The organism is Methylobacterium crusticola (assembly GCF_003574465.1).
Taxonomy (GTDB): Bacteria; Pseudomonadota; Alphaproteobacteria; order Rhizobiales; family Beijerinckiaceae; genus Methylobacterium; species Methylobacterium crusticola.
In genome coordinates, this window is record NZ_QOWC01000041.1 from 22,005 (window position 1) to 46,093 (window position 24,089).

Annotated in this window: 17 protein-coding genes; 13 read left to right on the plus strand and 4 right to left on the minus strand. The window is 74.2% G+C overall.

Annotation, left to right across the window (positions count from 1 at the left end):
- Window positions 1–125 precede the first annotated feature (125 nt).
- From DT057_RS17240 to cysG, 8 genes are all read left to right on the plus strand, one after another.
- The gene (locus DT057_RS17240; protein ID WP_128563337.1) at window positions 126–1,415 is read left to right on the plus strand and encodes a CmpA/NrtA family ABC transporter substrate-binding protein; all 1,290 of its coding nucleotides are present in this window, start codon (window positions 126–128) and stop codon (window positions 1,413–1,415) included.
- Window positions 1,415–2,278, plus strand: coding sequence for a nitrate ABC transporter permease (gene ntrB / locus DT057_RS17245; protein WP_128563338.1), 864 nt, complete (start codon window positions 1,415–1,417; stop codon window positions 2,276–2,278). The genes DT057_RS17240 and ntrB overlap by 1 nt, the downstream gene beginning before the upstream one ends.
- 12 nt (window positions 2,279–2,290) lie before the next feature.
- Entirely contained in the window at window positions 2,291–3,085 is a 795-nt protein-coding gene (locus tag DT057_RS17250) for an ABC transporter ATP-binding protein (protein ID WP_128563339.1), read from the plus strand.
- 7 nt (window positions 3,086–3,092) lie between these two features.
- Entirely contained in the window at window positions 3,093–4,325 is a 1,233-nt protein-coding gene (locus tag DT057_RS17255; RefSeq protein WP_128563340.1) for an NAD(P)/FAD-dependent oxidoreductase, read from the plus strand.
- 11 nt (window positions 4,326–4,336) lie between these two features.
- Window positions 4,337–6,121, plus strand: coding sequence for a NirA family protein (locus DT057_RS17260; RefSeq protein ID WP_128563341.1), 1,785 nt, complete (start codon window positions 4,337–4,339; stop codon window positions 6,119–6,121).
- A gap of 91 nt (window positions 6,122–6,212) precedes the next feature.
- Window positions 6,213–7,829: a sulfite reductase subunit alpha gene (locus DT057_RS17265; protein ID WP_128563342.1), complete on the plus strand. Its 1,617-nt coding sequence runs from the start codon at window positions 6,213–6,215 to the stop codon at window positions 7,827–7,829.
- A 104-nt stretch (window positions 7,830–7,933) separates the two neighbouring features.
- Window positions 7,934–10,615 carry a nitrate reductase gene (locus tag DT057_RS17270; protein ID WP_128563343.1) on the plus strand — a complete coding sequence of 894 codons (2,682 nt, stop codon included), beginning with the start codon at window positions 7,934–7,936 and terminating at the stop codon, window positions 10,613–10,615.
- 39 nt (window positions 10,616–10,654) lie between these two features.
- A complete protein-coding gene (gene cysG / locus DT057_RS17275; protein ID WP_128563344.1) occupies window positions 10,655–12,118 on the plus strand; it encodes a siroheme synthase CysG in 1,464 nt (487 codons plus the stop codon).
- 81 nt (window positions 12,119–12,199) lie between these two features.
- Here cysG and DT057_RS17280 read toward each other — a convergent pair whose 3' ends face one another.
- On the minus strand, window positions 12,200–14,284 hold the full coding sequence (locus DT057_RS17280) for a putative bifunctional diguanylate cyclase/phosphodiesterase (RefSeq protein WP_128563345.1): 2,085 nt from the start codon (window positions 14,282–14,284) through the stop codon (window positions 12,200–12,202).
- Window positions 14,285–14,440: 156 nt separating this feature from the next.
- Window positions 14,441–15,688: a phosphoglycerate dehydrogenase gene (gene serA / locus DT057_RS17285; RefSeq protein ID WP_128563346.1), complete on the minus strand. Its 1,248-nt coding sequence runs from the start codon at window positions 15,686–15,688 to the stop codon at window positions 14,441–14,443.
- Window positions 15,689–15,992: 304 nt separating this feature from the next.
- Between serA and DT057_RS17290 the strand changes: the two genes are divergently transcribed.
- Window positions 15,993–16,586 (plus strand): SCO family protein, encoded by a 594-nt coding sequence (locus DT057_RS17290; RefSeq protein WP_128563347.1) that lies wholly within the window; start codon window positions 15,993–15,995, stop codon window positions 16,584–16,586.
- A gap of 92 nt (window positions 16,587–16,678) precedes the next feature.
- On the opposite strand, the gene DT057_RS17295 is transcribed toward DT057_RS17290, so the two are convergent.
- Window positions 16,679–18,523 carry a glycosyltransferase family 2 protein gene (locus DT057_RS17295; RefSeq protein ID WP_128563348.1) on the minus strand — a complete coding sequence of 615 codons (1,845 nt, stop codon included), beginning with the start codon at window positions 18,521–18,523 and terminating at the stop codon, window positions 16,679–16,681.
- A 41-nt stretch (window positions 18,524–18,564) separates the two neighbouring features.
- Here DT057_RS17295 and DT057_RS17300 point away from each other — a divergent pair, with 41 nt between their 5' ends.
- The gene (locus DT057_RS17300) at window positions 18,565–19,476 is read left to right on the plus strand and encodes a transporter substrate-binding domain-containing protein (protein WP_128563349.1); all 912 of its coding nucleotides are present in this window, start codon (window positions 18,565–18,567) and stop codon (window positions 19,474–19,476) included.
- Window positions 19,477–19,486: 10 nt separating this feature from the next.
- Here DT057_RS17300 and DT057_RS17305 read toward each other — a convergent pair whose 3' ends face one another.
- Window positions 19,487–20,281 (minus strand): SDR family NAD(P)-dependent oxidoreductase, encoded by a 795-nt coding sequence (locus DT057_RS17305; RefSeq protein ID WP_128563350.1) that lies wholly within the window; start codon window positions 20,279–20,281, stop codon window positions 19,487–19,489.
- A 307-nt stretch (window positions 20,282–20,588) separates the two neighbouring features.
- Here DT057_RS17305 and DT057_RS17310 point away from each other — a divergent pair, with 307 nt between their 5' ends.
- The 3 genes from DT057_RS17310 (at window position 20,589) to DT057_RS17320 (ending at window position 23,939) form a co-directional block, all read left to right on the plus strand.
- Complete coding sequence (locus tag DT057_RS17310; RefSeq protein WP_128563351.1) at window positions 20,589–21,602, plus strand: LLM class flavin-dependent oxidoreductase; 1,014 nt, start codon at window positions 20,589–20,591, stop codon at window positions 21,600–21,602.
- A gap of 151 nt (window positions 21,603–21,753) precedes the next feature.
- Window positions 21,754–23,457 carry a lysine--tRNA ligase gene (locus DT057_RS17315; protein ID WP_128563352.1) on the plus strand — a complete coding sequence of 568 codons (1,704 nt, stop codon included), beginning with the start codon at window positions 21,754–21,756 and terminating at the stop codon, window positions 23,455–23,457.
- Between the two features lie 113 nt (window positions 23,458–23,570).
- Complete coding sequence (locus DT057_RS17320; protein ID WP_128563353.1) at window positions 23,571–23,939, plus strand: hypothetical protein; 369 nt, start codon at window positions 23,571–23,573, stop codon at window positions 23,937–23,939.
- Window positions 23,940–24,089 lie beyond the last annotated feature (150 nt).

Consider the following 24,089-nt stretch of genomic DNA (forward strand, 5'->3'; position numbering starts at 1 on the left):
TGCCGGCGGACGATCTTGGGCGGCGGCTCTCTGCGTTCGCGGCCACACCGGAGCCGCGGGCGGGCGCACGGCAGATGCCGTGCGGCACGGCATTCGGCAACACGGCTTTGGGGAAGCAGGTCTCGATGAGCAGCGGTGAGCACAGCACCCGTCGCGGCGTCCTGAAGGGAGCGGCCGCAACCCTCTCCCTGGCCGCCGCCGCCCGCGCGGCGCTGCCGGGCGGTGCCTTCGCGCAGGCGGCGGGGCCGGAGGTGAAGGGCGCCAAGCTCGGCTTCATCGCCCTCACGGACGCCGCGCCGCTCTTCGTCGCCAAGGAGAAGGGCCTGTTCGCCAAGCACGGCATGCCGGACGTCGAGGTGCTCAAGCAGGCCTCCTGGGGCACCACCCGCGACAACCTGGTGCTCGGCTCGGAGGGCAACGGCATCGACGGGGCCCACATCCTCACCCCGATGCCCTACCTGATCAGCGCCGGCCGGGTGACGCAGAACAACATTCCGGTGCCGATGTACATCCTGGCCCGGCTCAACCTCGCGGGCCAGTGCATCTCGGTGGCCAAGGAGTACCTGGGCGACAAGGTCGCCCTCGACACCAGGCCCTTCAAGGCGGCCCTCGAGAAGAAGCGGGCCTCCGGCAAGTCCATCAAGGCCGCCATGACCTTCCCGGGCGGCACGCACGACCTCTGGATGCGCTACTGGCTGGCGGCCGGCGGCATCGACCCCGACCGGGACATCGAGACCATCGTGGTGCCGCCGCCCCAGATGGTGGCGAACATGAAGGTCGGCACGATGGACTGCTTCTGCGTCTGCGAGCCGTGGAACGAGCAGCTCATCACGCAGGGGATCGGCTACACCGCCCTCACCACGGGCGAGCTGTGGAAGGACCATCCCGAGAAGGCGCTCGGCATGCGGGCGTCCTGGGTCGACAAATACCCCAGGGCCGCCCGGGCCCTGCTCGCCGCCGTGATGGAGGCGCAGCAATGGTGCGACGCGCCCGCGAACCGCGACGAGCTCGCCGGCATCGTGGCCAAGCGCCAGTGGATCAACGTGCCGGTGGGCGACGTGGTCAAGCGCATGAAGGGCGAGTTCGACTACGGTGACGGCCGCCGGGTCGAGAACAGCCCGCACATCATGAAGTACTGGGCCGACAACGCCTCGTACCCGTTCAAGTCGCACGACCTCTGGTTCCTGACCGAGGACATCCGCTGGGGCAAGTTCGATCCCCAGACCGACACCAGGGCCCTGATCGAGAAGGTCAACCGCGAGGACATCTGGCGCGAGACCGCCAAAGACCTGGGTGTCACGGCGCTCCCGGCCTCGACCTCGCGGGGCAAGGAGACCTTCTTCGACGGCAAGGTCTTCGACCCGGCGGACCCCTCGGCCTACCTCGGCAGCCTCGGCATCAAGAAGGTGGCGTGATGGCACTCGGCAGCACCCTCGGGGCCGTCGGCTCCGCCCGCAAGGGGACGGCCGGGCGCCGTCCCCTCGTCACCGCCGCCGCCCTGCGCTCCGTCGCGGCCCGGCTGGTGCCGCCGCTCGTCGTGCTGGCGCTGTTCCTGCTCCTCTGGGAGGTGCTGTGCAGCCGCCCCGGCGCCGGGCTGCCGGCGCCCTCGCGGGTGGTGTCGGAGGCCTGGGACATCATCGCCCACCCGTTCTACGACAACGGCGGCACCGACAAGGGGCTGTTCTGGCACATCTCGGCGAGCCTCCAGCGCGTGGCGCTCGGCTTCGCCCTCGCGGCGGTGGCCGGGATCCTGCTCGGCACCCTGGTGGGCCAGTCCGACTGGGCCATGCGCGGGCTCGACCCGATCTTCCAGGTGCTGCGCACGATCCCGCCCCTCGCCTGGCTGCCGCTCTCGCTCGCGGCCTTCCGGGACGGCCAGCCCTCGGCGATCTTCGTGATCTTCATCACGGCGATCTGGCCGATCATCATCAACACCGCGGTCGGCATCCGCAACATCCCGCAGGACTACCGCAACGTCGCGGCGGTGCTGCGCCTCAACGCCTTCGAGTTCTTCGGCAAGATCATGCTGCCCTCGGCCGCCCCCTACATCTTCACCGGCCTGCGCATCGGCGTCGGCCTGTCCTGGCTCGCCATCGTGGCGGCCGAGATGCTGATCGGCGGCGTCGGCATCGGCTTCTTCATCTGGGATGCGTGGAACTCCTCGCACATCAGCGAGATCATCGTGGCCCTCGTCTACGTCGGCGTGATCGGCTTCGTGCTCGACCGCCTCGTGGCCGGCCTCGGCCATCTCGTCACCCGCGGCACGGCCGCGGCCTGAGGGAGGAAGCCGGTGACCTATCTCAGCATCGACCACGTCGGCATCAGCTTCACCCGCGCCGGCCGCACCACCGAGGTGCTGCGGGACGTGAGCGTCAGGATCGCCAAGGGCGAGTTCGTCTCGCTCATCGGGCATTCCGGCTGCGGCAAGTCGACGGTGCTCAACATCGTGGCGGGCCTCCTGCGGGCCTCGGCCGGCGGGGTGCTGCTCGACGGGCGCGAGGTCAACAGCCCCGGCCCCGAGCGCGCCGTGGTGTTCCAGAACCACTCGCTCCTGCCCTGGCTCACGGTGCGCGAGAACGTGGCGCTCGCCGTCGACAAGGTGCTGCGGTCCCGCAAGAGCCGGGCGGAGCGGCGGGCCTGGATCGAGCACAACCTCGCCCTCGTCAACATGACCCACGCCGCCGACAAGCGCCCGCACGAGATCTCGGGCGGGATGAAGCAGCGCGTCGGCATCGCCCGGGCCCTCGCCATGGAGCCGAAGGTGCTGCTGATGGACGAGCCGTTCGGGGCGCTCGACGCCCTGACCCGGGCCCACCTCCAGGACCAGCTCATGGAGATCCACGGGCAGCTGCGCAACACCGTGATCATGATCACCCACGACGTCGACGAGGCGGTGCTGCTCTCCGACCGGATCGTCATGATGACGAACGGCCCCTCGGCGACGGTGGGCGAGATCCTGACGGTGCCGCTCGCCCGGCCGCGCAGGCGCCTCGACCTGGTGGAGGACCCGACCTACACCCACGCCCGGGCCGAGGTGCTCGAGTTCCTCTACGCGCGCCACGCCAAGCCGGCGCTGGCGGCCTGAGGCGGCGATGACCGAACGGCTCGTCGTCATCGGCAACGGCATGGCATCCCTCCGCTTCCTGGAGCGCCTGACCGAGCGGGCCTCCGGCCGCTTCGACGTGACCTGCGTCGGGGCCGAGCCGGTGGCGGCCTACAACCGGGTGCTGCTCTCCTCGCTGCTCGGCGGCGAGGTGGACGAGGCGGCCTGCACCTTCCGGGGCCTCGACTGGTACGCCGCCCACGGCATCACCCTGGTGACGGGCGCGCCCGTCACGGTGGTCGACCCGGGCGCGCGCATCGTACAGGTCGGGGAGGGGCTGGTGCTGCCCTTCGAGCGGCTCGTCCTGGCGGTCGGCTCGGTGCCGATCCGGCTGCCGAAGCCCGGCATGGACCTGCCCGGCGTCATCACCTTCCGGGACCTCGCCGACGTGGCGGCGATCCGCAAGGCGGCGGTCGCGGGCGCCCGGGCCGTGGTGATCGGCGGCGGCCTCCTCGGCCTCGAGGCCGCCGTGGGCCTGCGCCGCCTGGGCGTCGACACCACGCTCCTGCACGTCATGGACCGGCTGATGGAGCGCCAGCTCGACCACGCCGCCGCCGGCCTCGTGCGCGACGCCATGGAGGCCCGCGGCGTGCGGGTGCGGCTGCGCGCCGACACGGAAGCGGTCGAGGGCGAGGGCCGGGTCGAGCGGCTCCGCCTCACCGACGGCACGGTGCTGCCGGCCGACCTCGTGGTGATGTCCGTCGGCGTCCGGCCCTCGACGGCCCTCGCGGCCGCCGCCGGCCTCGAGGTCGGGCGCGGCATCCGGGTGGACGACCGCCTCGAGACCTCGGTCCCGGGCATCCACGCCCTCGGCGAGTGCGCCGAGCACCGGGGCGTGACCTACGGCCTCGTCGAGCCGGCCTACGAGCAGGCCGAGATCCTGGCGCGGCACCTCTGCGGCGAGGACGCCGCCTACGCCGGCACCACGCTCTCGACGAGCCTCAAGGTCTCGGGGCTGCCGGTCTTCTCCGCCGGCCTCGTGGACGTGCCGGAGGGCGCCGAGGCGGTGACCTGGAGCGACCCGGCGGCCGGCCTCTACCGCAAGCTCGTGATCGGGGACGACCGCCTCGTGGGGGCGGTCTTCGTCGGCGACGTCGGCGAGCAGGGCTGGTGCAAGACCCTGATCCGCACGGGCGACGCCCTCGCGCCGGGCGACCGCGACGACCTGATGTTCGGGCGCGCCCCGCCGCGGCCCGGTGCCGCCCACCCCCTCGCAGCGTGAAGGAGCCCGCGATGGCCGACAACTTCGACGCCGAGCAGAAGCGCTACCTCGAAGGCTTCTCCCACGGGATCACCGCGGTCCGCCTCACCGGCGGCCTCGGCACCGGCGCGCCCGCGGCGCCCCCCGCCGAGCCGACGGGGCCGGACGCGATCCACATCAAGGCCCAGGACCGCACGGTCAGGAACGGCGGCAAGCTCGCCGAGCAGGAGAAGTGGAAGCGGGCCGAGAACCCGTTCGAGGGCCACAACCGGCTGATCGCCGAGGCGGCGACCGGCAAGGCGCCCAAGCCCGAGGACAATTTCCGCTGGCGCTACCACGGCCTGTTCTGGGTCGCGCCGGCCCAGAACTCCTACATGTGCCGCCTGCGCATCCCGAACGGCATCCTGCACCACTGGCAGTTCGCCGGCATCGCCGACCTCGCGGACGCCCATGGCGGCGGCTACAGTCACGTGACGACGCGCGCCAACCTCCAGGTGCGCGAGATCGGCCCCGAGCACGGCCAGCCCTTCCTCGACGGGCTCGTCGACCTCGGCCTGACGGCGCGGGGCACCGGGGCCGACAACATCCGCAACGTCACCGGGTCGCCCACCGCCGGCATCGACGCGCAGGAGCTCCTCGACACGCGCCCGCTCGCCCGGGGCTGGCACAACCACATCCTCAACGACCGCTCCCTCTACGGCCTGCCGCGCAAGTTCAACGTCGCCTTCGACGGCGGCGGCATCCTGCCGGTGCTCGAGGAGACGAACGACATCGGCTTCCAGGCCGTCGAGGTCCTGCCGGGCGCCGCGGTCGCGCCGGGCGTGTGGATGCGCCTCGTCCTCGGCGGCATCACGGGCCACCGCGACCTCGCCCGCGACACCGGCGTGGTGCTGGCGCCGGGCGAGTGCAACGCCGTCGCGGACGCGATCATCCGGGTCTTCATCGAGAACGGCGACCGCACCAACCGCAACAAGTCGCGGATGAAGTACGTCCTCGACGCCTGGGGCTGCGACAAGTACCTCGCCGCCGTCGAGGAGACGCTCGGGCGCAAGCTCGCGCGGGTCGACCCGGCCCACGTGAAGCCCCGCGGCGGCTTCGACCGCTACGCCCACGTGGGCGTCCACGCCCAGGTCCAGCCGGGCCTGAACTGGATCGGCGTGGTCCTGCCGGTCGGCAAGATGACCAGCGACCAGATGCGGGCGCTCGCGGAGATCGCCCGCGCCTGCGGCGACGGCCAGATCCGCCTCACCGTGTGGCAGAACTTCCTGTTCTCCGGGGTACCGGACGCGAAGGTGGCGGAGGTGGAGGCCCGGGTCGAGGCCCTCGGCCTGTCCACGAAGGCCTCGAGCATCCGGGCCGGGCTCGTGGCCTGCACGGGCAACCGCGGCTGCAAGTTCGCGGCCTCCGACACCAAGGGCCACGCGCTCCTGATCGCCGACCACGTCGAGGCCCGCCTGCCCGAGCTCGACGTGCCGGTGAACGTCCACCTCACGGGCTGCCACCATTCCTGCGCCCAGCACTACATCGGCGACATCGGGCTCATCGGCGCCAAGGTGGTGGTGAGCGAGGAGGGCGACACCGTCGAGGGCTACGACATCGTGGTCGGGGGCGGCTTCGGCGAGGCGGCCCGGATCGGCACCGAGATCTGGAAGGCCGTGAAGGCCGAGGATTGCCCGTCCCGCGTCGAGAGCCTGCTGCGCGACTACCTCGGCCAGCGCGCCGGCCCGCAGGAGAGCTTCCAGGCCTACACCGCCCGCCGCGGCCCCGACGCCCTCCGGGCCCTGGCCGAGGACAGGATGCTGGAGGCGGCGGAATGAGGCGCTCGTCCCGGCGCGCCTGCCCGGCCGGAGACGCGACCCCGCTCCCGCGCGCATCCGGGCCCACCCCGCACCGATCCGGCAGCATCCGATGACCCAGCACGTCGCTCCCCCGCTCGTCCTGATCCCCGAATCGGCGCCCTTCAACGCCGACCAGCGCGCCTGGCTGTCGGGCTACTTCGCGGCCCTGCTCGGCCCGGCGCTCGAGGGCGCGACCGCCCTCGGGGCCGGCGAGGCACCCTCCGGCCCGGCGCTCGCCGACAACGGCGACGCGCCCTGGCACGACCCCTCGCTCAACCTCGACGAGCGCATGGCGATGGCCCGGGAGCGCTCCGAGCCGCAGAAGCTGATGGCCGCCATGGCCCAGCAGGATTGCGGCCAGTGCGGCTACAACTGCGCCGACTACGCCAACGCCCTCTTCCTCCGGAAGGAGGAGCGCCTGAACCTGTGCCAGCCGGGCGGCAAGGACACGCTCCGGATGCTCAGGAAGCTGGAGGCGGAGTTCGGCGCCGGGGCCCCCGCCGGGGCGGCCGCGCCCGCGGGCGACGGGGAGGCCCGGCCGGCCGAGGCGCCGACCGGTCCCTACGGCCAGTGCCGCGAGAACCCCGCCGAGGCCGTCTTCCTGTCCCGCCGCCGCCTCAACGCGCCGGGCGGCGAGAAGGAGACCTGGCACATCGAGATCGACCTCGCCGGCACCGGCATCGACTACGTGGTGGGCGATTCCCTCGGGCTGTTCCCGGCCAACGCCCCGGCCCTCGCCGACGCGGTGATCGCCGAGCTCGGCGCCCGGCCCGAGCGCGTCATCGCGACGAAGCTCGGCGAGAGGACCCTGCGCGACCACCTGCTCGTCAACTACTCGCTCGGCGGGGCGCCGGACGGCCTGTTCCAGCTCCTCTCGCTCCTGACCTCGGGGGCGCAGCGCAGGAAGGCGCAGGCGCTGAGCGCCGGCGAGGATCCGGACGGCGACGCCGCCTACCTCGACGTGCTCGGCGCCCTGCACAAGTTCCCGGGCGCCCGCCCGGACGCCGAGGTCTTCCTCGAGGCCCTCGACGAGCTGCAGCCGCGGCTCTACTCGATCTCGTCCTCGCCCAAGGCCGATCCGGGCCGCGTCTCGCTCACCGTCGACGCGGTGCGCTACAGCCACCGCTCGCGCCTGCGCCTCGGCGTCGCCTCGACCCATCTCGGCGAGCGCCTGGCAGAGACCGCCAGGGTGAAGGTCTACCTCCAGAAGGCGCACGGGTTCGGGCTGCCGGAGAACCCCGAGACGCCCGTGATCATGGTCGGGCCGGGCACCGGCATCGCGCCGTTCCGGGCCTTCCTGCGCGAGCGCGCCGCCACGGCGGCGCCGGGCCGGAACTGGCTGTTCTTCGGCCACCAGCGCCAGGCCACGGACTTCTTCTACCGCGAGGAGCTGACCGCCATGCGGGACGAGGGCGTCCTCACGCGCCTGTCCCTGGCCTGGTCGCGGGACGGGACGGAGAAGACCTACGTCCAGGACCGGATGCGGGAGAACGGCCGCGACCTCTGGCGCTGGCTGGAGGAGGGCGCGCACTTCTACGTCTGCGGCGACGCCAAGCGCATGGCCAAGGACGTCGAGCGCGCCATCATCGACGTGGCGGCGAGCCACGGCGGCAGGACCCCCGAGGAGGCCGTGGCCTACTTCGCGGCCCTCAGGAAGGCCGGCCGCTACCAGGCCGACGTGTACTGACGCGCCCCCGGCTCGCCCCTTGCATCCGAACCGTCCGCGACCCCCCGCTCAGGCCACCGGCGTCACGGCCCGCGGTCGGGTCGCCGCGGGATGAGGCGTAAACCATGAACCTGCACGTGCCGGCCCTCGGTCCCGAGGCCGACCCCGTCCGGACCACCTGCCCGTATTGCGGCGTCGGGTGCGGCGTGCTCGCGCGGCCCGACGGGCAGGGCGGGGCGAGCGTCGCGGGCGACCCCGCGCACCCGGCCAATCACGGCCGCCTGTGCTCGAAGGGCTCGACCCTCGGCGAGACCCTCTCCCTCGACGACCGCGTGCTCCACCCGGCCATCGCGGGCCGGCGGGTCGGCTGGGACGAGGCCCTCGACGCGGTCGCGGACGGCCTGCGCCGCACCGCCGAGGCGCACGGGCCCGAATCCGTGGCGTTCTACCTCTCGGGGCAGCTCCTCACCGAGGATTACTACGTCGCCAACAAGCTCGCGAAGGGCTTCATCGGCACGCCGCACGTCGACACCAACTCGCGCCTGTGCATGTCGTCCGCCGTGGCGGCGCACCGGCGCGCCTTCGGCTCCGACACCGTGCCAGGCTGCTACGAGGACCTCGACGAGGCCGACCTCCTGGTGCTCGTGGGCTCCAACACCGCCTGGTGCCACCCGATCCTGTTCCGGCGCATGCTCGACGCCCGGACGAAGCGCGGCACGAAGATCGTCGTCATCGACCCGCGCCGCACGCAGACCGGCGAGGAGGCGGACCTCTTCCTCGGGCTGCGGCCCGGCACCGACACGGCCCTGTTCTCGGGGCTGCTCGTCCACCTCTCCGACCACGGCGCCCTCGACGCCCGCTACATCGCCGACCACACCGCCGGCTTCGAGCCCGCCCTGGAGCGCGCCCGCCAGATCGCCCCCGACGCCGCGGCGACCGCTCGCGCGACCGGGCTCGGCGAGGCGGAGGTCGGCACCTTCTTCGCGCTGTTTCGCGCGACGCCGCGGGTCGTCACGGCCTTCTCGCAGGGCGTCAACCAGTCGGCGCAGGGCACCGACAAGGCGAACGCCATCATCAACTGCCACCTCGCCACCGGGCGCATCGGCACGCCCGGCACGGGGCCGTTCTCGCTCACGGGCCAGCCCAACGCCATGGGCGGGCGGGAGGTCGGCGGCCTCGCCAACATGCTGGCCGCCCACATGCACTTCGCGCCCGAGGAGGTCGACCTCGTGCGCCGGTTCTGGTCGGCGCCCCGGATCATCACCGGCGAGGGCCTGAAGGCGGTCCCGCTCTTCGAGGCGATCGAGCGCGGCAAGATCAAGGCGCTCTGGGTGATGGGCACCAACCCGGCGGTGTCGATGCCCCGGGCGGACCGGGTGCGGGCGGCCCTGGGCCGGCTCGACACCTTCGTGGTCTCGGAGGTCGCCGCCGGCACCGACACCGTGCGGGCCCGCAACGCCATCGTGCTGCCGGCGCTGGCCTGGGGCGAGAAGGACGGCACGGTCACGAATTCCGAGCGCCGGATCACGCGCCAGCGCACCTTCCTCAAGGCCCCCGGCGAGGCCAGGGCCGACTGGTGGATCCTGGCCCAGGTCGGCCGGCGCCTCGGGCACGCCAAGCAGTTCGCCTGGCCCACCGTCGCGGCGGTGTTCCGGGAGCACGCCGCCCTGTCGGAGTTCGAGAACCGCGGCAGCCGCGACTTCGACATCGGCGGCCTCGCCGACCTCTCGGACGCGGCCTACGAGGCGGCCGCGCCGGTGCAGTGGCCGCTCACCCGCAAGGCCAAGGCCGGAGAGAGGCGCCTGTTCGCCTCCGGGGGCTTCTACACCCGCGACCGCCGCGCCCGCTTCGTCGCGGTGCAGAAGCCGGCCCTCGCCGATGCCACGAGCGACGCCTTCCCGCTGCGCCTCAACACCGGCCGGGTGCGCGACCACTGGCACACCCTGACCCGCACGGGCAAGAGCCCGCGCCTCTCGGCCCACCGCGCCGTCCCGTTCGTCGAGATCCACCCCGACGACGCCGCCCGCGCCGGCGTCGCGGACGGCGACCTCGCCCGGGTGCGCACCCCCCACGGGGCCGCGGTGCTGGAGGTGACGGTGACCCCAGGGGCCCAGGCCGGAATGCTGTTCGCCCCCATGCACTGGAGCGAGGCCAACACCTCGGACGGGCGCGTCGGGGCGCTGGCGCAGGGCGCCGCCGACCCGGTCTCGGGCCAGCCCGAGCTCAAGGCGACGCCCGCCTCCCTCACCCCCGAGCCCTACCGCTCCCGCGGCTACCTCATCACCCGCGCGGCGGTGCCTGCCCCCCACGGCTGGTGGTGGGCCCGCGCCATCGTGGAGGGCGGCTCGGGGCTGATCTTCGCCAGCCAGGAGGGCGCCGCGGAGGCCGCCCTGCTGATGCGCGAGCTGTTCCCCGAGGCCGCCTTCAGCGAGTACGCCGACCCCGCCCGGGGCGTCTACCGGGGCGCCGCGTTCCGGGACGGCCGGCTCCTCGGCGCCCTCGCACTCGCGCCGGCGGCCGAGCGCCCGTCCTGGGAGGCCGCCAAGGCGTTCTTCCGCACGCAGGAATTGCTGGAGCCGCCGGCCCGCCGGGCGCTGATCTCCGGCCGGGCCGAGAGCGCGGGCAGCGGGCCGCTGGTCTGCGCCTGCCACACGGTCGGGCTCGACGTGATCCGGGGGGCGGTCGCGGACGGCGCCCGCAGCGTCGAGGCGGTGGGGGCGGCCTGCAAGGCGGGCACGAATTGCGGCTCGTGCATCCCGGAGATCCGCGAGCTGCTCGCCGCCGCGCTTGCGCCGAGCCCGGCCTAGGCGCATCTGATGCCGGCCCCCTATCCGAAGTCAGTCCCGATGCGTTCCCCCCGCTCCCCGCGCGAGACCCGCTCCCCCGGCCTCGAACCCCTGGCGGTCCTGCCGGTCTTCGTCACCCTCACGGGGAGGCGGGCGGTGCTGGCCGGCGCCAACGGCGGCGCGGCCTGGAAGGTGAAGCTGCTCGCCGCCGCCGGCGCCCACGTCGACGTCTACGCGCCCGAGCCCACCGAGGAGATGCGGGCCGCCCCCGGCGAGGCCGTCGCCGGCCGCGTGGTCCTGCACGAGCGCGACTGGAACCCGGCCGACCTCGAGGGTGTCGCCTTCGCCATCGCGGCCCACGAGGACGAGGCGGCCTGCGCCGCCTTCGTGGCGGCGGCCCGGGCCGCCGGCGCCATCGTCAACGCGGTCGACCGGCCGCACCTCTGCGACGTCTCGTTCGGGGCCATCGTCAACCGCTCGCCCCTCGTGGTCGGCATCTCGACCGAGGGCGCGGCCCCGGTCTTCGGCCAGACCGTGCGGGCCCGCATCGAGGCGATGCTGCCCGCGGGCTTCCGGGCCTGGGTCGCGGCCGCCCGCGACTGGCGGGCCGAGGTCGGCGCGCGCTACCACGCCTTCGCGGAGCGCCGGGCCTTCTGGGAGCGCTTCGCCGACCGCGCCTTCGCGGAGCCCGAGCGGGCGCCCGGGCGGGCCGACCTCGACGCCCTGATGGCCGAGAGCGAGGCCGGCCCGCGGGGCGGGGCGGTGACGCTCGTCGGCGCCGGCCCGGGCGACGCCGAGCTCCTGACCCTCAAGGCCCTGCGGGCCCTGCGGGGCGCCGACGTGATCCTGTACGACGACCTCGTGGCGCCGGAGATCCTGGACTACGCCCGGCGCGAGGCCCGCACGATGCTGGTGGGCAAGACCGGCCACGGCCCGTCCTGCCGCCAGGACGACATCAACGCCCTGATGGTGTCCCTGGCGAAGTCCGGCAAGCGGGTGGTGCGGCTGAAGTCCGGCGACCCCCTGGTGTTCGGGCGCGCCGGCGAGGAGATCGACGCCTGCCGGGCCGCCGGCATCCCGGTCACGGTGGTGCCGGGCGTGACCGCCGCGCAGGGCGCGGCCGCCGCCCTGGGCCTCTCGCTCACCCACCGGGACGCGGCGCGCCGGCTGCAATACGTCACCGGCCACGACCGCCGCGGCGCCCTGCCGGACGACCTCAACTGGGCGGCCCTCGCCGACCCGACGGTGACCACCGTGGTCTACATGCCCAAGCGCACGCTCCGCGCCCTCCTCGCCCGGGCGGTGGAGCAGGGGCTGCCGCCGGGGACCCCGGCCCTCGTGGTGTTCAACGCGACGCGGGCGGACCAGGCCGTCATCCGGGGCAGCGCCCGCGACCTCGCCGACCGGGTCGAGGCGGCGGGCGGAGAGGGACCCGCCATCGTCATGGTGGGCGACGCCCTCGGGCGGGACGCGCAGGGCGCGGCCGCGTCGGGCCGGCAGGCCGCGGCCTCGGGCGCCCACTGAGCCCCGCGGCGCGCGCCCCGAGCCCGGGGGCTCTGCCGGGCCGGTACCCGCGGCGGGATCCCGGACCCGGTGCGGGCCCGCTCAGGCGGCCGGGCGCACCGCGAAGGCCTCGGTCAAGGCCGCGATGAGCGGGATGTCGGAGGCGCTCGGCGCCGGCCGGCCGAGCAGGAAGCCCTGCACCTCCGTGCAGCCCTCCGCCACGACGAGGTCGAGATGGGCCTCGGTCTCGACGCCCTCCGCGACGGTCGTGACCCCGAGCCGGTGGCCGAGATCCGCCACCACCCGGACGATGGCGGCGCAGTCCGGCCGCCGCACCGCGTCCTGCACGAACGAGCCGTCGATCTTGATCTTGTCGAACGGGAAGGCGCGCAGGTGCGCGAGCGACGAGAAGCCGGTGCCGAAATCGTCGAGGGCGACCCGCACGCCCATGTCGCGGACCCGGCGCAGGTCGGCGAGCGCGTCCTGCTCGTCGCCGAGGAGCGCGCTCTCCGTCACCTCGATCTCGAGACGGTCCGGCGGCAGCCCGCTCGCCACCAGGGCGCCGAGCACGGCGGGCGCCAGGGTGCCGATTCCGAGCTGGCGCGGCGAGACGTTGACGGCGACCCGGGCCTGGTCCTCCCAGGCCGCGGCGTCCCGGCAGGCGCGCCGGATCACCCAGTCGCCGATCTCGCGGATCAGCCCGCTCTCCTCGGCGACCGGGATGAACTCGCCCGGCGAGATCCAGCCCCGGACGGGATGGTGCCAGCGGATCAGCCCCTCCCGCGCCGTCACCTTGCGGGTGCGCACGTCGGTGATCGGCTGGTAGAACAGGAACAGCCCCTCGTCCGCCTCGAGCGCGTGGCGCAGCTTGGCCTCGAGGCGCAGGCGCTCGTGCAGCCGCGTCTCCATGTTGGGGACGAAGAGCCGGAAGGTGCGCTTGCCCGCCGCCTTGGCGGAGTAGAGCGCCATGTCGGCCCGCGCCAGCAGGGTCTCGGGGTCGCTGCCGTGGACCGGCGCCAGCGCGATGCCGATGCTGGCCCCGACCTGGAGGCGCCGCTCCGCCTCGATCTGGTAGGGCGCCACGAGGGCGTCGATCAGGGAGGCCGCGAAGGCCTCGAGGGCGGCGATCTCGCCCCCCGGGACCACGATGGCGAACTCGTCGCCGCCCAGGCGCGCGACGACGATCCCGGGACGGTCGCAGCGCTCGCGCAGCCGGTCGGCGACGCGCTTGAGGAGGGCGTCCCCGACGAGGTGGCCGTTCGAGTCGTTGACGATCTTGAAGCCGTCGAGGTCGATGAAGAGCAGGCCGAGCGCGGCCTGCGCCGGGGCCAGCAGCGCCTCGAGGTGCTCGCGGAAGGTCGTGCGGTTGGCCAGACCCGTGAGCGTGTCGTAGTGGGCGAGCTGCTGGATGCGCGCCTCGGCGGCGACCTGCTTGGTGACGATCGACCAGGTCAGCATCGGCCCGAGATAGGCGCCGTCCGTGCCGGTCACCGCCGAGGCCTGGAGGTCGAGCACCTCGGGGCCGAGCTTGATGCGGGCGCGGTGGGGAAGGTTCGCCGGGTCGGCGAGGAGCTTGCGCTGGTGGGCCGGGTGCTTGTGGAAGACGTCGATCGAGGCGCCGAGCAGCGCGTCGGCCTGGATGGGCAGGTGCGCCTCGATCTGCCCGAGCGTGCGCTTCGAGGTCTCGTTCAGGTAGGTGATCAGGTAGGTCGCCGGATCCACCGTCATCACGGCCACCGGCATGTCGTCGATCATGCGCAGGAGGCGGTACTCCTCCTGCTCCTTGAGCACCTCGGCGGTCGCGATGGCCCAGACCAGGAGGGCGCGGCTGACCCGGCCGCCCGGCTCCGGCAGGGGGTGGATGTGCAGGTCGAGCCACTCGTCGCCGAAGCGGATCCGGGTCTTGTGCGGCAGGCGCGCCGTGTCGGAGAGCAGCGCGCGCTGGTGGGCCGGGACCTTGTGGAAGACGTCGATCGACGTGCCGATGATCGCGTCCGGATCGATCTTCAGCGTGTCACGGATGGAGTGGAGCAGCTCGATCGAGTAGCGGTTCGCGTAGTCGATGGTGAAGGTCGCGAGATCGCAGGTCATCACGCCGACCGGCATGATCTCGCAGACCTGGCTGAACGAGACCGGGCCCGCCGGCACGAGCGATCGGGAGAGGCCGGGAAAGGGGCATGTCGTCATCGTGATCTCGGCTCTCCGCCTGCAAGATGTCAGGCGCCCACTGAAGGGCGCGTGAAACCCTTGGTCAAATTGCCAGATAATGGTATCTCAATCCCTAATGACGCTGCGGAAACCAAAATGGATTAAGGCCGGGGCCCCGGCCCCGGCGCCGCCCGCTCAGCGCCGCTCGTAGAGCAGGCGCGCCCGGATCGTGCCCTCGATGGCGCGCATCTCCTCGAGCAGGGCCTCGGCGTCGGCGTCGACCGCGTCGGTCTCCACCACGACGTAACCGACCTCGCCGTCGGTCTGGTAGAACTGGGCCGCGATGTTGATCTGGCGCCGGGCGAAGATCTCGTTGAGGCGCCCGAGCATGCCCGGGAGGTTGCGCTGGACGTGGATGTAGCGCAGGCCCGTCGGGCGCGCCGGCAGCTGCACCTGGGGGAAGTTCACCGCCCCGACGGTCGAGCCGATGTCGGAGTAGTCCACGAGCTTGCGGGCGACCTCCGCGCCGATGCGCTCCTGGGCCTCCTCGGTCGAGCCGCCGACATGCGGCGTCAGGATCACGTTCTCCAGCCCCTGGAGCGGCGAGACGAAGCGCTCCTGGTTCGATGCCGGCTCGACCGGGAACACGTCGACCGCCGCGCCCCGCAGGTGGCCGTCGCGCAGGGCCGAGGCCAGGGCGTCGAGGTCGACGACGGTGCCGCGGCTGTTGTTGATCAGGTAGGCCCCCGGCTTCATCGCCCGGATCTGCGCCTCGCCGATCATGTTGTGGGTCGCGGCCGTCTCGGGCACGTGCAGCGAGACCACGTCGCTCTGGGCCAGGAGCTCGTCGAGGCTGTCGACCGGCTCGGTGTTGCCGTGGCGCAGGCGGTCGGTGAGGTCGTGGAAGATCACCCGCATGCCCATCGCCTCGGCGAGGTTGGAGAGCTGCGAGCCGATGTTGCCGTAGCCGACGATGCCGAGCGTCTTGCCGCGCACCTCGAAGGAGCCCGCCGCCGACTTGTCCCAGCCGCCGCCATGGGCCGAGACCGAGCGCGGCACGATCCGGCGCAGCAGCATCACGATCTCGCCGATCACGAGCTCGGCCACCGAGCGGGTGTTGGAGAAGGGCGCGTTGAAGACCGGGATGCCGCGGCGGCGCCCGGCCGGGAGGTCGACCTGGTTGGTGCCGACCGAGAAGCAGCCCACCGCCATCAGCCGGTCGGCGGCCGCGAAGGCGGCCTCGTCGAGCTGGGTGCGCGAGCGGATGCCCAGGATGTGGATGCCCTTGAGGGCCTCGTGCAGGTCCGCCGGGGCGAGGGCCTTGGCGAGCCGCGTGACGGTGACGTAGCCGGCCGCCTCCAGCAGCGACACCGCGCTGTCGTTGATGCCCTCGAGGAGCAGGACGCGAATCTTGTCCTTGGGCAGGGAGAGCTTGTCGGCCATGGCGGGTCTTCTTCGGTGGTCTTCTGGATCGAGGCCAGGGACGCGTCCCCGGGGGCCGACCGATAGGAGAGCCCCGGCCGCAACGCAACACGGGGCGGCGGGACGCAGGGCTGCGCTGCACCGGCCGCGGGCGGGGCGACCGCGTGCCCTCTTGCGCGAGGGCCCCCGGCCGTGATGTGCCGGCCTGCCCCGCGCCCCGTCCGGCCGGGCGCGCCAAGTCGGCGCCCGGCCGGACGGGGCGAGACCCGAAGGACCCCGGGCCGGGGCGTCCTCGAGGCCCGGCCAGACCGAGAAGGCCCCTGCCATGTCGCTCACCCCCCGGATGCGCCGCGCCGCGATCCCGCTCCTCGTGTTCGCGCTCGGCCTCGCGGTGCTCGGCCTCGCCGCCGTCACGATGCTCGGCCGCCCGAGCCCGGGGACGAGCGCCGTCGGCGGGCCCTTCACCCTGGTGGACCAGGACGGCCGCACCGTCACGGACCGCGATTTCCGGGGCGCGCCCCACCTCGTGTTCTTCGGCTTCACCCGCTGCCCGGACGTCTGCCCGACCACGCTCCAGCAGATCTCCGACGTGCTGGCGGCCCTCGGCCCCCGGGGCCGCGACGTGAAGGCGCTCTTCGTCAGCGTCGACCCGGAGCGCGACACGCCGGAGGCGCTCAAGGCCTACCTGTCGAGCTTCGATCCCCGGATCGTCGGCCTGACCGGCTCGCCCGAGGCGGTGGCCGCCACCGTGAAGGCCTACCGGGCCTACAGCCGCAAGGTGCCGCTGAAGGAGGGCGACTACACGATGGAGCACACGGCCCTCGTCTACATCATGGACGCGCGCGACGGCTTCGTGGGCTCCCTCAACCTGATGCGGCCGGCCGCCGACGCCGCCGCCGAGGTGGCGCGCCAGCTCTGACGGGACCTCCCCGGGGCGGCCGGCGCCGGACCTGCGCGGGCCCCCCGGCACCGGGAGGCCGGGGCTCTCGGCGCCATCGCTCTGCGCGGCCGTCACGGCGGCGCTCCTGCGGGTCCGAGCGCCCCGCTGCGCGAGGTCACGGCGAGGCCGTGCTCGGTCTTGTTCCAGCGGGCCGGGGCCACGATCAGCTCGACGATTCCGAGGCAGGCCGCGAGGCTGACGAGGCCGTAGTAGAAGGGCAGCAGCGCCACCCAGGGCAGCAGGCTCCACCAGCCGCGGCGGCAGCAGCCGAGGATCGCCGGCAGCAGCATCGCGCCGAGCCCGGACCCGAACACCAGCAGGCCGAGGGCCGCCGGCATGTTCTCCGGCAGGGTGGGCGCGGCCGGGAGCGGCGCCGCGAGGAAGCGCCAGGCGGCGAGCGCCATCAGGACCGGGTAGGCGAGGGCGGACAGGAGCGTGCCGGGCACCATCGCGACGGCGCAGAGCAGGCCGAGCGGGCCGAGGCGCCGGAGGCTGTCGCGCGGGTCGCGGCCGTGGGTGATCGCCGTCTGGAGGAAGCCCTTCATCCAGCGGGTGCGCTGGCGCAGCCAGGGCCCGAGCCGCGCCGGCGCCTCCTCCAGGGTGGAGAGCTGCAGATCGCCGACGTGGTAGCCCGCCAGCGCCAGCCGCATGCCGAGGTCGGCGTCCTCGGTGACGTTCCAGGCGTCCCAGCCGTGCAGCGCCCGCAGGGTCTCGGTGCGGAAATGCGTCGTGGTCCCGCCGAGGGGCACCGGCAGCATCCAGGCCGCGAGCGCCGGCAGGAGCACGTCGAAGAGCGCGGCGTACTCGAGGGTGAAGCAGCGCGTCAGCCAGGAATCGCGGGTGTTGTCGATGACGAGGCGGCCCTGGAGGCAGGCGGTCCGGAGCGGGGCGGCCGCGAACAGGGCCGCGGCGGCGCGCAGCTGGCCGGGATCGGGCACGTCCTCGGCGTCGTAGACGACGAGGTAGCGGCCGCGGGCGAGGGGCAGGGCGAGGTTGAGCGCCCGCGGCTTGGTGCGGGGCAGGCCCGGCGGGACCGTGACGACCTCGAAGCGGTGGGGCGGCGCCACCGCCGCGATGGCGGCCGCGGTCTCGCGGTCGTCGGCCTCGATGACGAGCTTGAGGTCGAGCTTCGTCGCCGGGTAGTCGAGCCCGGCGAGGGCCTCCACCAGCCGGGGCACCACCCGGGCCTCCCGGTGGAGCGCCACCATCACGGTGTAGACCGGGAGGGCGGCGTCCGGGACGCGGCCCGGATCCGGCGCCGGCGCCGGCGCGCCCCGCGTGAGCACGGCCGTCAGCCGGAACACCAGGACGGCCAGCATCGCGACGGCGCCGGCCGCGAGGGCGGCGAGCTGCACCCCCTCCGGCGCGTCGAGGAGGAGCGGCAGGGCCGCGAGGCCGAGCCAGAGGGCGAGCCACTGGGCCGGCCGCATCCCGGGCCGGTAGGCCCATTCGGGCGCCCGGATCCCGAGGTCCTCCGCCGCGTGGGCGGCGGCCTCGGGCCCGCGGGCGCGCATGACCGCGGCGCGCAGGTGGCCCGGCGCCGTGACGGCGACGGCGCGCCGGGGTTCGGCGAGGAGCGCCGCGACGGCCCGGCCCTGCGGCGCCACGACGAGGCCGCCCTCCGGCGCCGGCGCCGCGTCGGCGACGAGGTCGTCGGGGAAGCGGACGCCCGGGCCGAGGGCGAGGCCGGCCCCGCGATAGGGCACGCCGAGCGCGCGGGCGAGGGCGGCGTAGTAGGCCTCCTCGTCCATCAGCCCCGTGCGCAGGAGCGCCGTGACCGGGTCGGAGCCCTCGCGGCGGGCGACGCGCGCGGCGATGAGCAGGATCTCGGGGGGCACGCCGTCGCCGACGAGGAACGCCAGTTCCGGCGGCAGGGCGAGCGCCGCGCCGCGCAAGGGGCTGGCCGGGACGAACATGGCAGGGCTCCCGGCGGCGCGGGTTCGTGATACGAGACCCTATGGGCCACCACGTCTCCGAGACAGTTCCCGGGCGCGCCGCGCACGGATTTCCCGCGACCGTGGCGCGGTTGCCGCAGCGTCAGCTCCGCCGCGCTCTCTGCGCGCTCCTGCTCGCCCTGTCGCCCGGCGCGGCGGGGGCCGCCGAGGGCGTGACGATCCCGAACTTCTGGAACCCGCGCGCCCGGCTCGAGCGGCCCGAGCCGCCGCAGGCGACGCGGCCGATCCGGTTCATCACCGACGACGAGTTCCCGCCCCTGCACTTCGCCGGGCCGGACGGCAACCCGACCGGCTTCTCGGTCGAGCTCGCCCGGGCGGCCTGCGAGAAGCTCGCCCTGAGCTGCACCGTGCAGGTCCGGCGCTTCGACACGCTGCTCGACGCCCTCCAGGCCAACCAGGGCGACGTGGTGGCGGCGGCGCTGCCCCTGACGGCCTCCCTGCGCGCCGCCACCCTGGCGACGCGGCCCTACTTCCGCTGGCCCGCCCGCTTCGTCGCCCGGACCGAGCGCGCGCTCGCGGCGCCCGACGTCCGGGTCCTGTCCGAGCACGCGACCGGGGTCGTGGCCGGCACCGCCCACGAGGCCTATCTCAAAGCCTTCTTCCGCATCGCCCCGAGGCCCTTCCCCGACCTCGCGAGCGCCGAGGCGGCCCTGCGCCGGGGCGAGATCGACTACCTGTTCGGGGACGGGCTGAGCCTGGCGCTCTGGATCGGGGGCACGGAGGCGGCCGGCTGCTGCGCCTTCGCGGGCGGCGACTACCTGGAGAACCGCTACTTCGGCGAGGGCATCGGCTTCGTCACCCGCAAGGACGACGAGGTGCTGGCCCGCGCCCTCGACGACGCCCTCCAGCGCCTCTGGGACGAGGGCAAGTACGCCGAGCTCTACCTGCGCTTCTTCCCCGTCAGCCCCTACTGAGCTGCCCGGCTCAGCCGGGCGCGCGGCGGGGCACGAACGGGTGCGTGCTCGAGAGCCCGCCGTCGACCGCGAGCGCCTGCCCGTTGACGTAGGAGGCCTCGTCGCTCGCCAGGAACAGGGCGGCGGCCGCGATCTCCTCCGGGGCGCCGGGCCGGCGCAGGGGGTTGAGCTGCCCGATGCGGTCCTGCCGGCCCCGGGCGCGGGCGGCGGAGAAGAGCGCCGCGGTCATGCCGGTCTCGATCAGGCCCGGGCAGACCGCGTTCACCCGCAGGCCCGTGCCCGCGAAGGCGTCGGCCGCGTTCTGCACCAGGCTGATCACGCCCGCCTTGCTGGCGCTGTAGGCGGCGCCCGCGGCGTTGGCCCGCAGGCCCGCCACCGAGGCGGTGCACACGATGGCGCCGCCGCCGTGCCGCAGCAGCGCCGGCGCCCCGTGCTTGATCGCCAGGAAGGCGCCGATCAGGTTGACCCGGAGCACCTCCTCCCAGAGCGCGACGCTCTGTTCGGCGAGCGGCGTCGTGCCGCCGCCGATGCCCGCGTTGGCAAACAGCGCGTCGAGGCGCCCGAACGCCGCCTCGGCCCGCGCCAGGGCGCCCGCGACGTCCTCCTCGCGCCCGGCATCGCCCGGGATCGCGAGCGCCCGGCCGCCCCGCGCGGTCACGGCCCCGGCGGTCGCCCGCACGGCGTCCGCGTCGCGGTCGAGCGCCGCGACCGCGGCGCCCTCGCGGGCAAACAGCAGGGCGGCGGCGCGGCCGATGCCGCTGCCCGCGCCCGTGATCACCGCGACCTTGCCGCCGAGCCGTGCCATCGCGCCCTCCCGCCGCCCGCCCCCGGCGCGCCGGGGCCGGGGAGCGGGCGGGCCCTCACCCTCGGCGATGGGCGCGGGCGCGGCAAGGGGGCTTTCGAAAGGCCGGCATGGCCGCGCGCCGCTGCGCGAACGGCGTATCGGGAAGGGCGGTACGGCGCCGGCGGGGGCCCGCCGGGGTCCGGGGCCGCCCGCGCACGACGCGCATGTCACGCATGGCCCCGGCGCGCTTGCATCCGCGGGCCCGCGGCCGAATCCTGCGCCGACGCAGTGGGATAAAGACCCGCGCCGAACCACGGGACCCGGTCACATGCCGCCACTCTCCGTCCTCGACCTCGCGCCGATCCCGAAGGGATCGACGCCCGGCGACGCCCTGCGCAACACCCTCGACCTCGCCCAGCACGCCGACCGCTGGGGCTACACCCGCTACTGGGTGGCCGAGCACCACAACATGGTGGGCATCGCGAGCGCCGCGACCTCCGTGGTGGTCGGCTACATCGCCGGCGGCACGCACCGCATCCGGGTCGGGGCCGGCGGCATCATGCTGCCGAACCACGCGCCGCTCGTGATCGCCGAGCAGTTCGGGACGCTCGCCTCGCTCTATCCGGGGCGCATCGATCTCGGCCTCGGGCGCGCGCCGGGCACGGACCAGCGCACCCTGCGGGCCCTGCGCCGCGACCCCTCGGCCGCCGACACCTTCCCGCAGGACGTGCTCGAACTGCAGACGCTGCTCGGTCCGCTCGACGCCGGGCGCACCGTCCAGGCGGTGCCCGGCACCGGCACCGGCGTGCCGCTCTGGATCCTCGGGTCGAGCCTGTTCGGGGCGCAGCTCGCCGCGATGCTGGGCCTGCCCTACGCCTTCGCGTCGCACTTCGCGCCCGACGCCCTGATGCAGGCCCTCGAGGTCTATCGCGCGCGCTTCCAGCCCTCGGCGCAGTGCGGGCGGCCCCACGCGATGATCGGCGTCAACGTGATCGCGGCCGAGACGGACGCGGAGGCGCGGCGCCTGTTCACCTCGGCCCAGCAATCCTTCACCAACATCTTCCGGGGCACGCGCGGGCAGCTGCCCCCGCCGATCGACGACATCGAGGCCTACTGGTCGGGCCACGAGCGGGTGCAGGCCTCCGGGATGCTGGCCTGCTCGGTCGTGGGCTCGCCCGAGACGGTGCGGCGGGGGCTCGACGCCGTCGCGGCCCGTACGGCCGCCGACGAGATGATGATCGCCGGCGCGATCTACGACCACGGCGCGCGCCTGCGCTCCTACGAGATCGTGGCGGAGCTGCAGCAGGCCGCCCCGGCGCGGCGCGAGCCCGCCCACGCCTGAGCCGGCCCGCGCGGCGGGCGCCGTCGGCCCGGGGCGCGGTCCCCGCGCCGACGGCGCGGGCGCCCGCGTTGACCCGGGAGAGTGCCGCCCATAGGGTTGCGGCCCCCTTTCTCGTGACCGGAGAGTCGCGCCGCGCGCGCCTCGCAGACCCATGCCCGCACCGCTCCGCATCGATCCCGCCCTCGCCGAGGCCGTCGCCGCCGCGCCCGCCTGGCCCTTCGAGGAGGCGCGCAAGCTCGTCGCCCGGCTCGCGCGCGCACCGAAGGCCGAGGTGGTGTTCGAGACCGGCTACGGCCCCTCGGGCCTGCCCCACATCGGCACCTTCGGGGAGGTGGCCCGCACGTCCATGGTGCGCCACGCCTTCCGGGTGCTGACCGACGACGCGGTGCCGACCCGCCTCGTCGCGTTCTCGGACGACATGGACGGCCTGCGCAAGGTGCCGGACAACGTGCCGAACCGGGCGCTCCTGGCGGAGAGCCTCAACAAGCCGCTGACCGCGGTGCCCGATCCCTTCGGCACGCACGACAGCTTCGGGGCCCACAACAACGCCGAGCTGCGCCGCTTCCTCGATTCCTTCGGCTTCGACTACGAGTTCCTGTCGGCCACGGACTGCTACCGCGCGGGCCGGTTCGACGCGGCGCTGCTGCGCGTGCTGGAGCGCTACGACGCCGTCATGGCGGTGATGCTGCCCTCGCTGCGCGCCGAGCGCTCGGCCTCCTACTCGCCGTTCCTGCCGCTGCACCCAGTCACCGGCCACGTCATGCAGGTCCCGGTCGAGGCGGTGGACGTCGCGGCCGGCACCATCGCGTGGCGCGACCCGGCGACCGGCGAGGCCTACGTGACGCCCGTCACCGGCGGCCGCGCCAAGCTGCAGTGGAAGCCCGACTGGGCGATGCGCTGGGTCGCCCTCGGCATCGACTACGAGATGGCCGGCAAGGACCTGATCGACTCGGTGAAGCTCTCCGGCCGGATCGCCCGGGTCCTCGGCGCCGAGCCGCCCGAGGGCTTCAACTACGAGCTCTTCCTCGACGAGAAGGGCCAGAAGATCTCGAAGTCCAAGGGCAACGGGCTCACCATCGACGAGTGGCTGGCCTACGGCACGCCCGAGAGCCTCTCGCTGTTCATGTACAACAAGCCGCGGGAGGCCAAGCGCCTGCACTTCGACGTGATCCCGCGCCACGTCGACGACTACCTGAGCTTCCTCGACAAGTTCCCGGACCAGGAGCCGAAGCTGAAGCTCGGCAACCCGGTCTGGCACCTCCATGCCGGCGCGCCGCCGGATCCCGAGCGGGTCGGCAGCGGCGGCGCGATCCCGTTCGCGATGCTGCTGAACCTCGTCGCGGTGGCCAACGCCGAGGATCCGGGCGTGCTCTGGGGCTTCATCCGCCGCTACGCGCCGGAGGCCTCGCCCGGGACGCATCCGGGCCTCGACCGGCTGGTCCACCACGCCGTGCGCTACTTCCGCGATTTCGTGCGGCCGGCGAAGTCCTACCGCGCGCCCACCGAGGCCGAGGCCGCGGCGCTCGCGGACCTGTCGGAGACCCTGGCGGCGCACGCGGGCTCGACCGACCCGGAGGCGCTGCAGGCCGTGGTCTACGAGGTCGGCCGCCGGCACTTCCCCGACCTGTCCGGCAAGGCCAAGAGCCCGGACGGGCGGCCGGGGGTGGCGCAGGCCTGGTTCACCACCCTCTACGCCACGCTGCTCGGCGAGAGCCGCGGCCCCCGCTTCGGCTCCTTCGTCGCCCTGTACGGCGTGGCCGAGACCCGGGCGCTCATCGCCCGGGCCCTGTCGGGCGCCCTGGCGCAGGAGCACGCCGCCTTCCTGGCGAGCCGGGAGCCCCCGGCGGCGGCGTGAGGCCTCACCCGGGCGGACCGGCGCGGCGGCCCTGGCCGCCGCCGCAACCTTGGCAGTGGGGAAGCGCCCGTGCTATAGAACATATCGGGAACGCACCTATCAGGACCCTGCCCATGCGCGCTCTGATGCCGCTCGTGATCCTCCTCGCCAGCCCCGTGCAGGCGCTGGAGACGGCGCGGCCGGCGCCCGAACGGCCGGCCATCGCGCGGCTGGAGGGGTGCCTTGCCCGGGAATCGGCGGTCGCGCGGGTGCGGCACGAGGCGCCGGCGCACTTCGCGCTGCGCGCGCAGCACGTCTGCCTGTCCGCCAAGCGCGAGGCCGCGCGGGCCCGGGCCGTGGCCCTGGTGGCGGCGGGCTTCACCGAGGCACCCGACCTCGTCGGGGCGGTCGAGCAGTTGCTCAGCGACCACGAGCGGCGCACGGCCGAGACCTATGCCCGCCGCTACGGGCGCCGGCGCCTCGCCGGCGGGGCCGGGCCGTGAGCCGCAGGCAGGCCGGACTTGATCGCGCGCCCCTAACCCTCTAAGCGGGCCCCGCCTTCCGCTCAGGGCCCGGCGTCTGTCCGGGTGGGTGATGGGCGGGCTTGCCGCAGGTGATGGAAATGGCCAAGGAAAAGTTTTCGCGGACGAAGC

Bases quoted from the DNA above. Each gene is read 5' to 3' on its own strand.
- DT057_RS17240 (WP_128563337.1), top strand. From the start codon at position 126: ATGAGCAGCGGTGAGCACAGCACCCGTCGCGGCGTCCTGAAGGGAGCG.
- ntrB (WP_128563338.1), top strand. From the start codon at position 1,415: ATGGCACTCGGCAGCACCCTCGGGGCCGTCGGCTCCGCCCGCAAGGGG.
- DT057_RS17255 (WP_128563340.1), top strand. From the start codon at position 3,093: ATGACCGAACGGCTCGTCGTCATCGGCAACGGCATGGCATCCCTCCGC.
- DT057_RS17260 (WP_128563341.1), top strand. From the start codon at position 4,337: ATGGCCGACAACTTCGACGCCGAGCAGAAGCGCTACCTCGAAGGCTTC.
- DT057_RS17265 (WP_128563342.1), top strand. From the start codon at position 6,213: ATGACCCAGCACGTCGCTCCCCCGCTCGTCCTGATCCCCGAATCGGCG.
- DT057_RS17270 (WP_128563343.1), top strand. From the start codon at position 7,934: ATGAACCTGCACGTGCCGGCCCTCGGTCCCGAGGCCGACCCCGTCCGG.
- cysG (WP_128563344.1), top strand. From the start codon at position 10,655: ATGCGTTCCCCCCGCTCCCCGCGCGAGACCCGCTCCCCCGGCCTCGAA.
- DT057_RS17280 (WP_128563345.1), bottom strand. From the start codon at position 14,284: ATGACGACATGCCCCTTTCCCGGCCTCTCCCGATCGCTCGTGCCGGCG.
- serA (WP_128563346.1), bottom strand. From the start codon at position 15,688: ATGGCCGACAAGCTCTCCCTGCCCAAGGACAAGATTCGCGTCCTGCTC.
- DT057_RS17290 (WP_128563347.1), top strand. From the start codon at position 15,993: ATGTCGCTCACCCCCCGGATGCGCCGCGCCGCGATCCCGCTCCTCGTG.
- DT057_RS17295 (WP_128563348.1), bottom strand. From the start codon at position 18,523: ATGTTCGTCCCGGCCAGCCCCTTGCGCGGCGCGGCGCTCGCCCTGCCG.
- DT057_RS17300 (WP_128563349.1), top strand. From the start codon at position 18,565: ATGGGCCACCACGTCTCCGAGACAGTTCCCGGGCGCGCCGCGCACGGA.
- DT057_RS17305 (WP_128563350.1), bottom strand. From the start codon at position 20,281: ATGGCACGGCTCGGCGGCAAGGTCGCGGTGATCACGGGCGCGGGCAGC.
- DT057_RS17310 (WP_128563351.1), top strand. From the start codon at position 20,589: ATGCCGCCACTCTCCGTCCTCGACCTCGCGCCGATCCCGAAGGGATCG.
- DT057_RS17315 (WP_128563352.1), top strand. From the start codon at position 21,754: ATGCCCGCACCGCTCCGCATCGATCCCGCCCTCGCCGAGGCCGTCGCC.
- DT057_RS17320 (WP_128563353.1), top strand. From the start codon at position 23,571: ATGCGCGCTCTGATGCCGCTCGTGATCCTCCTCGCCAGCCCCGTGCAG.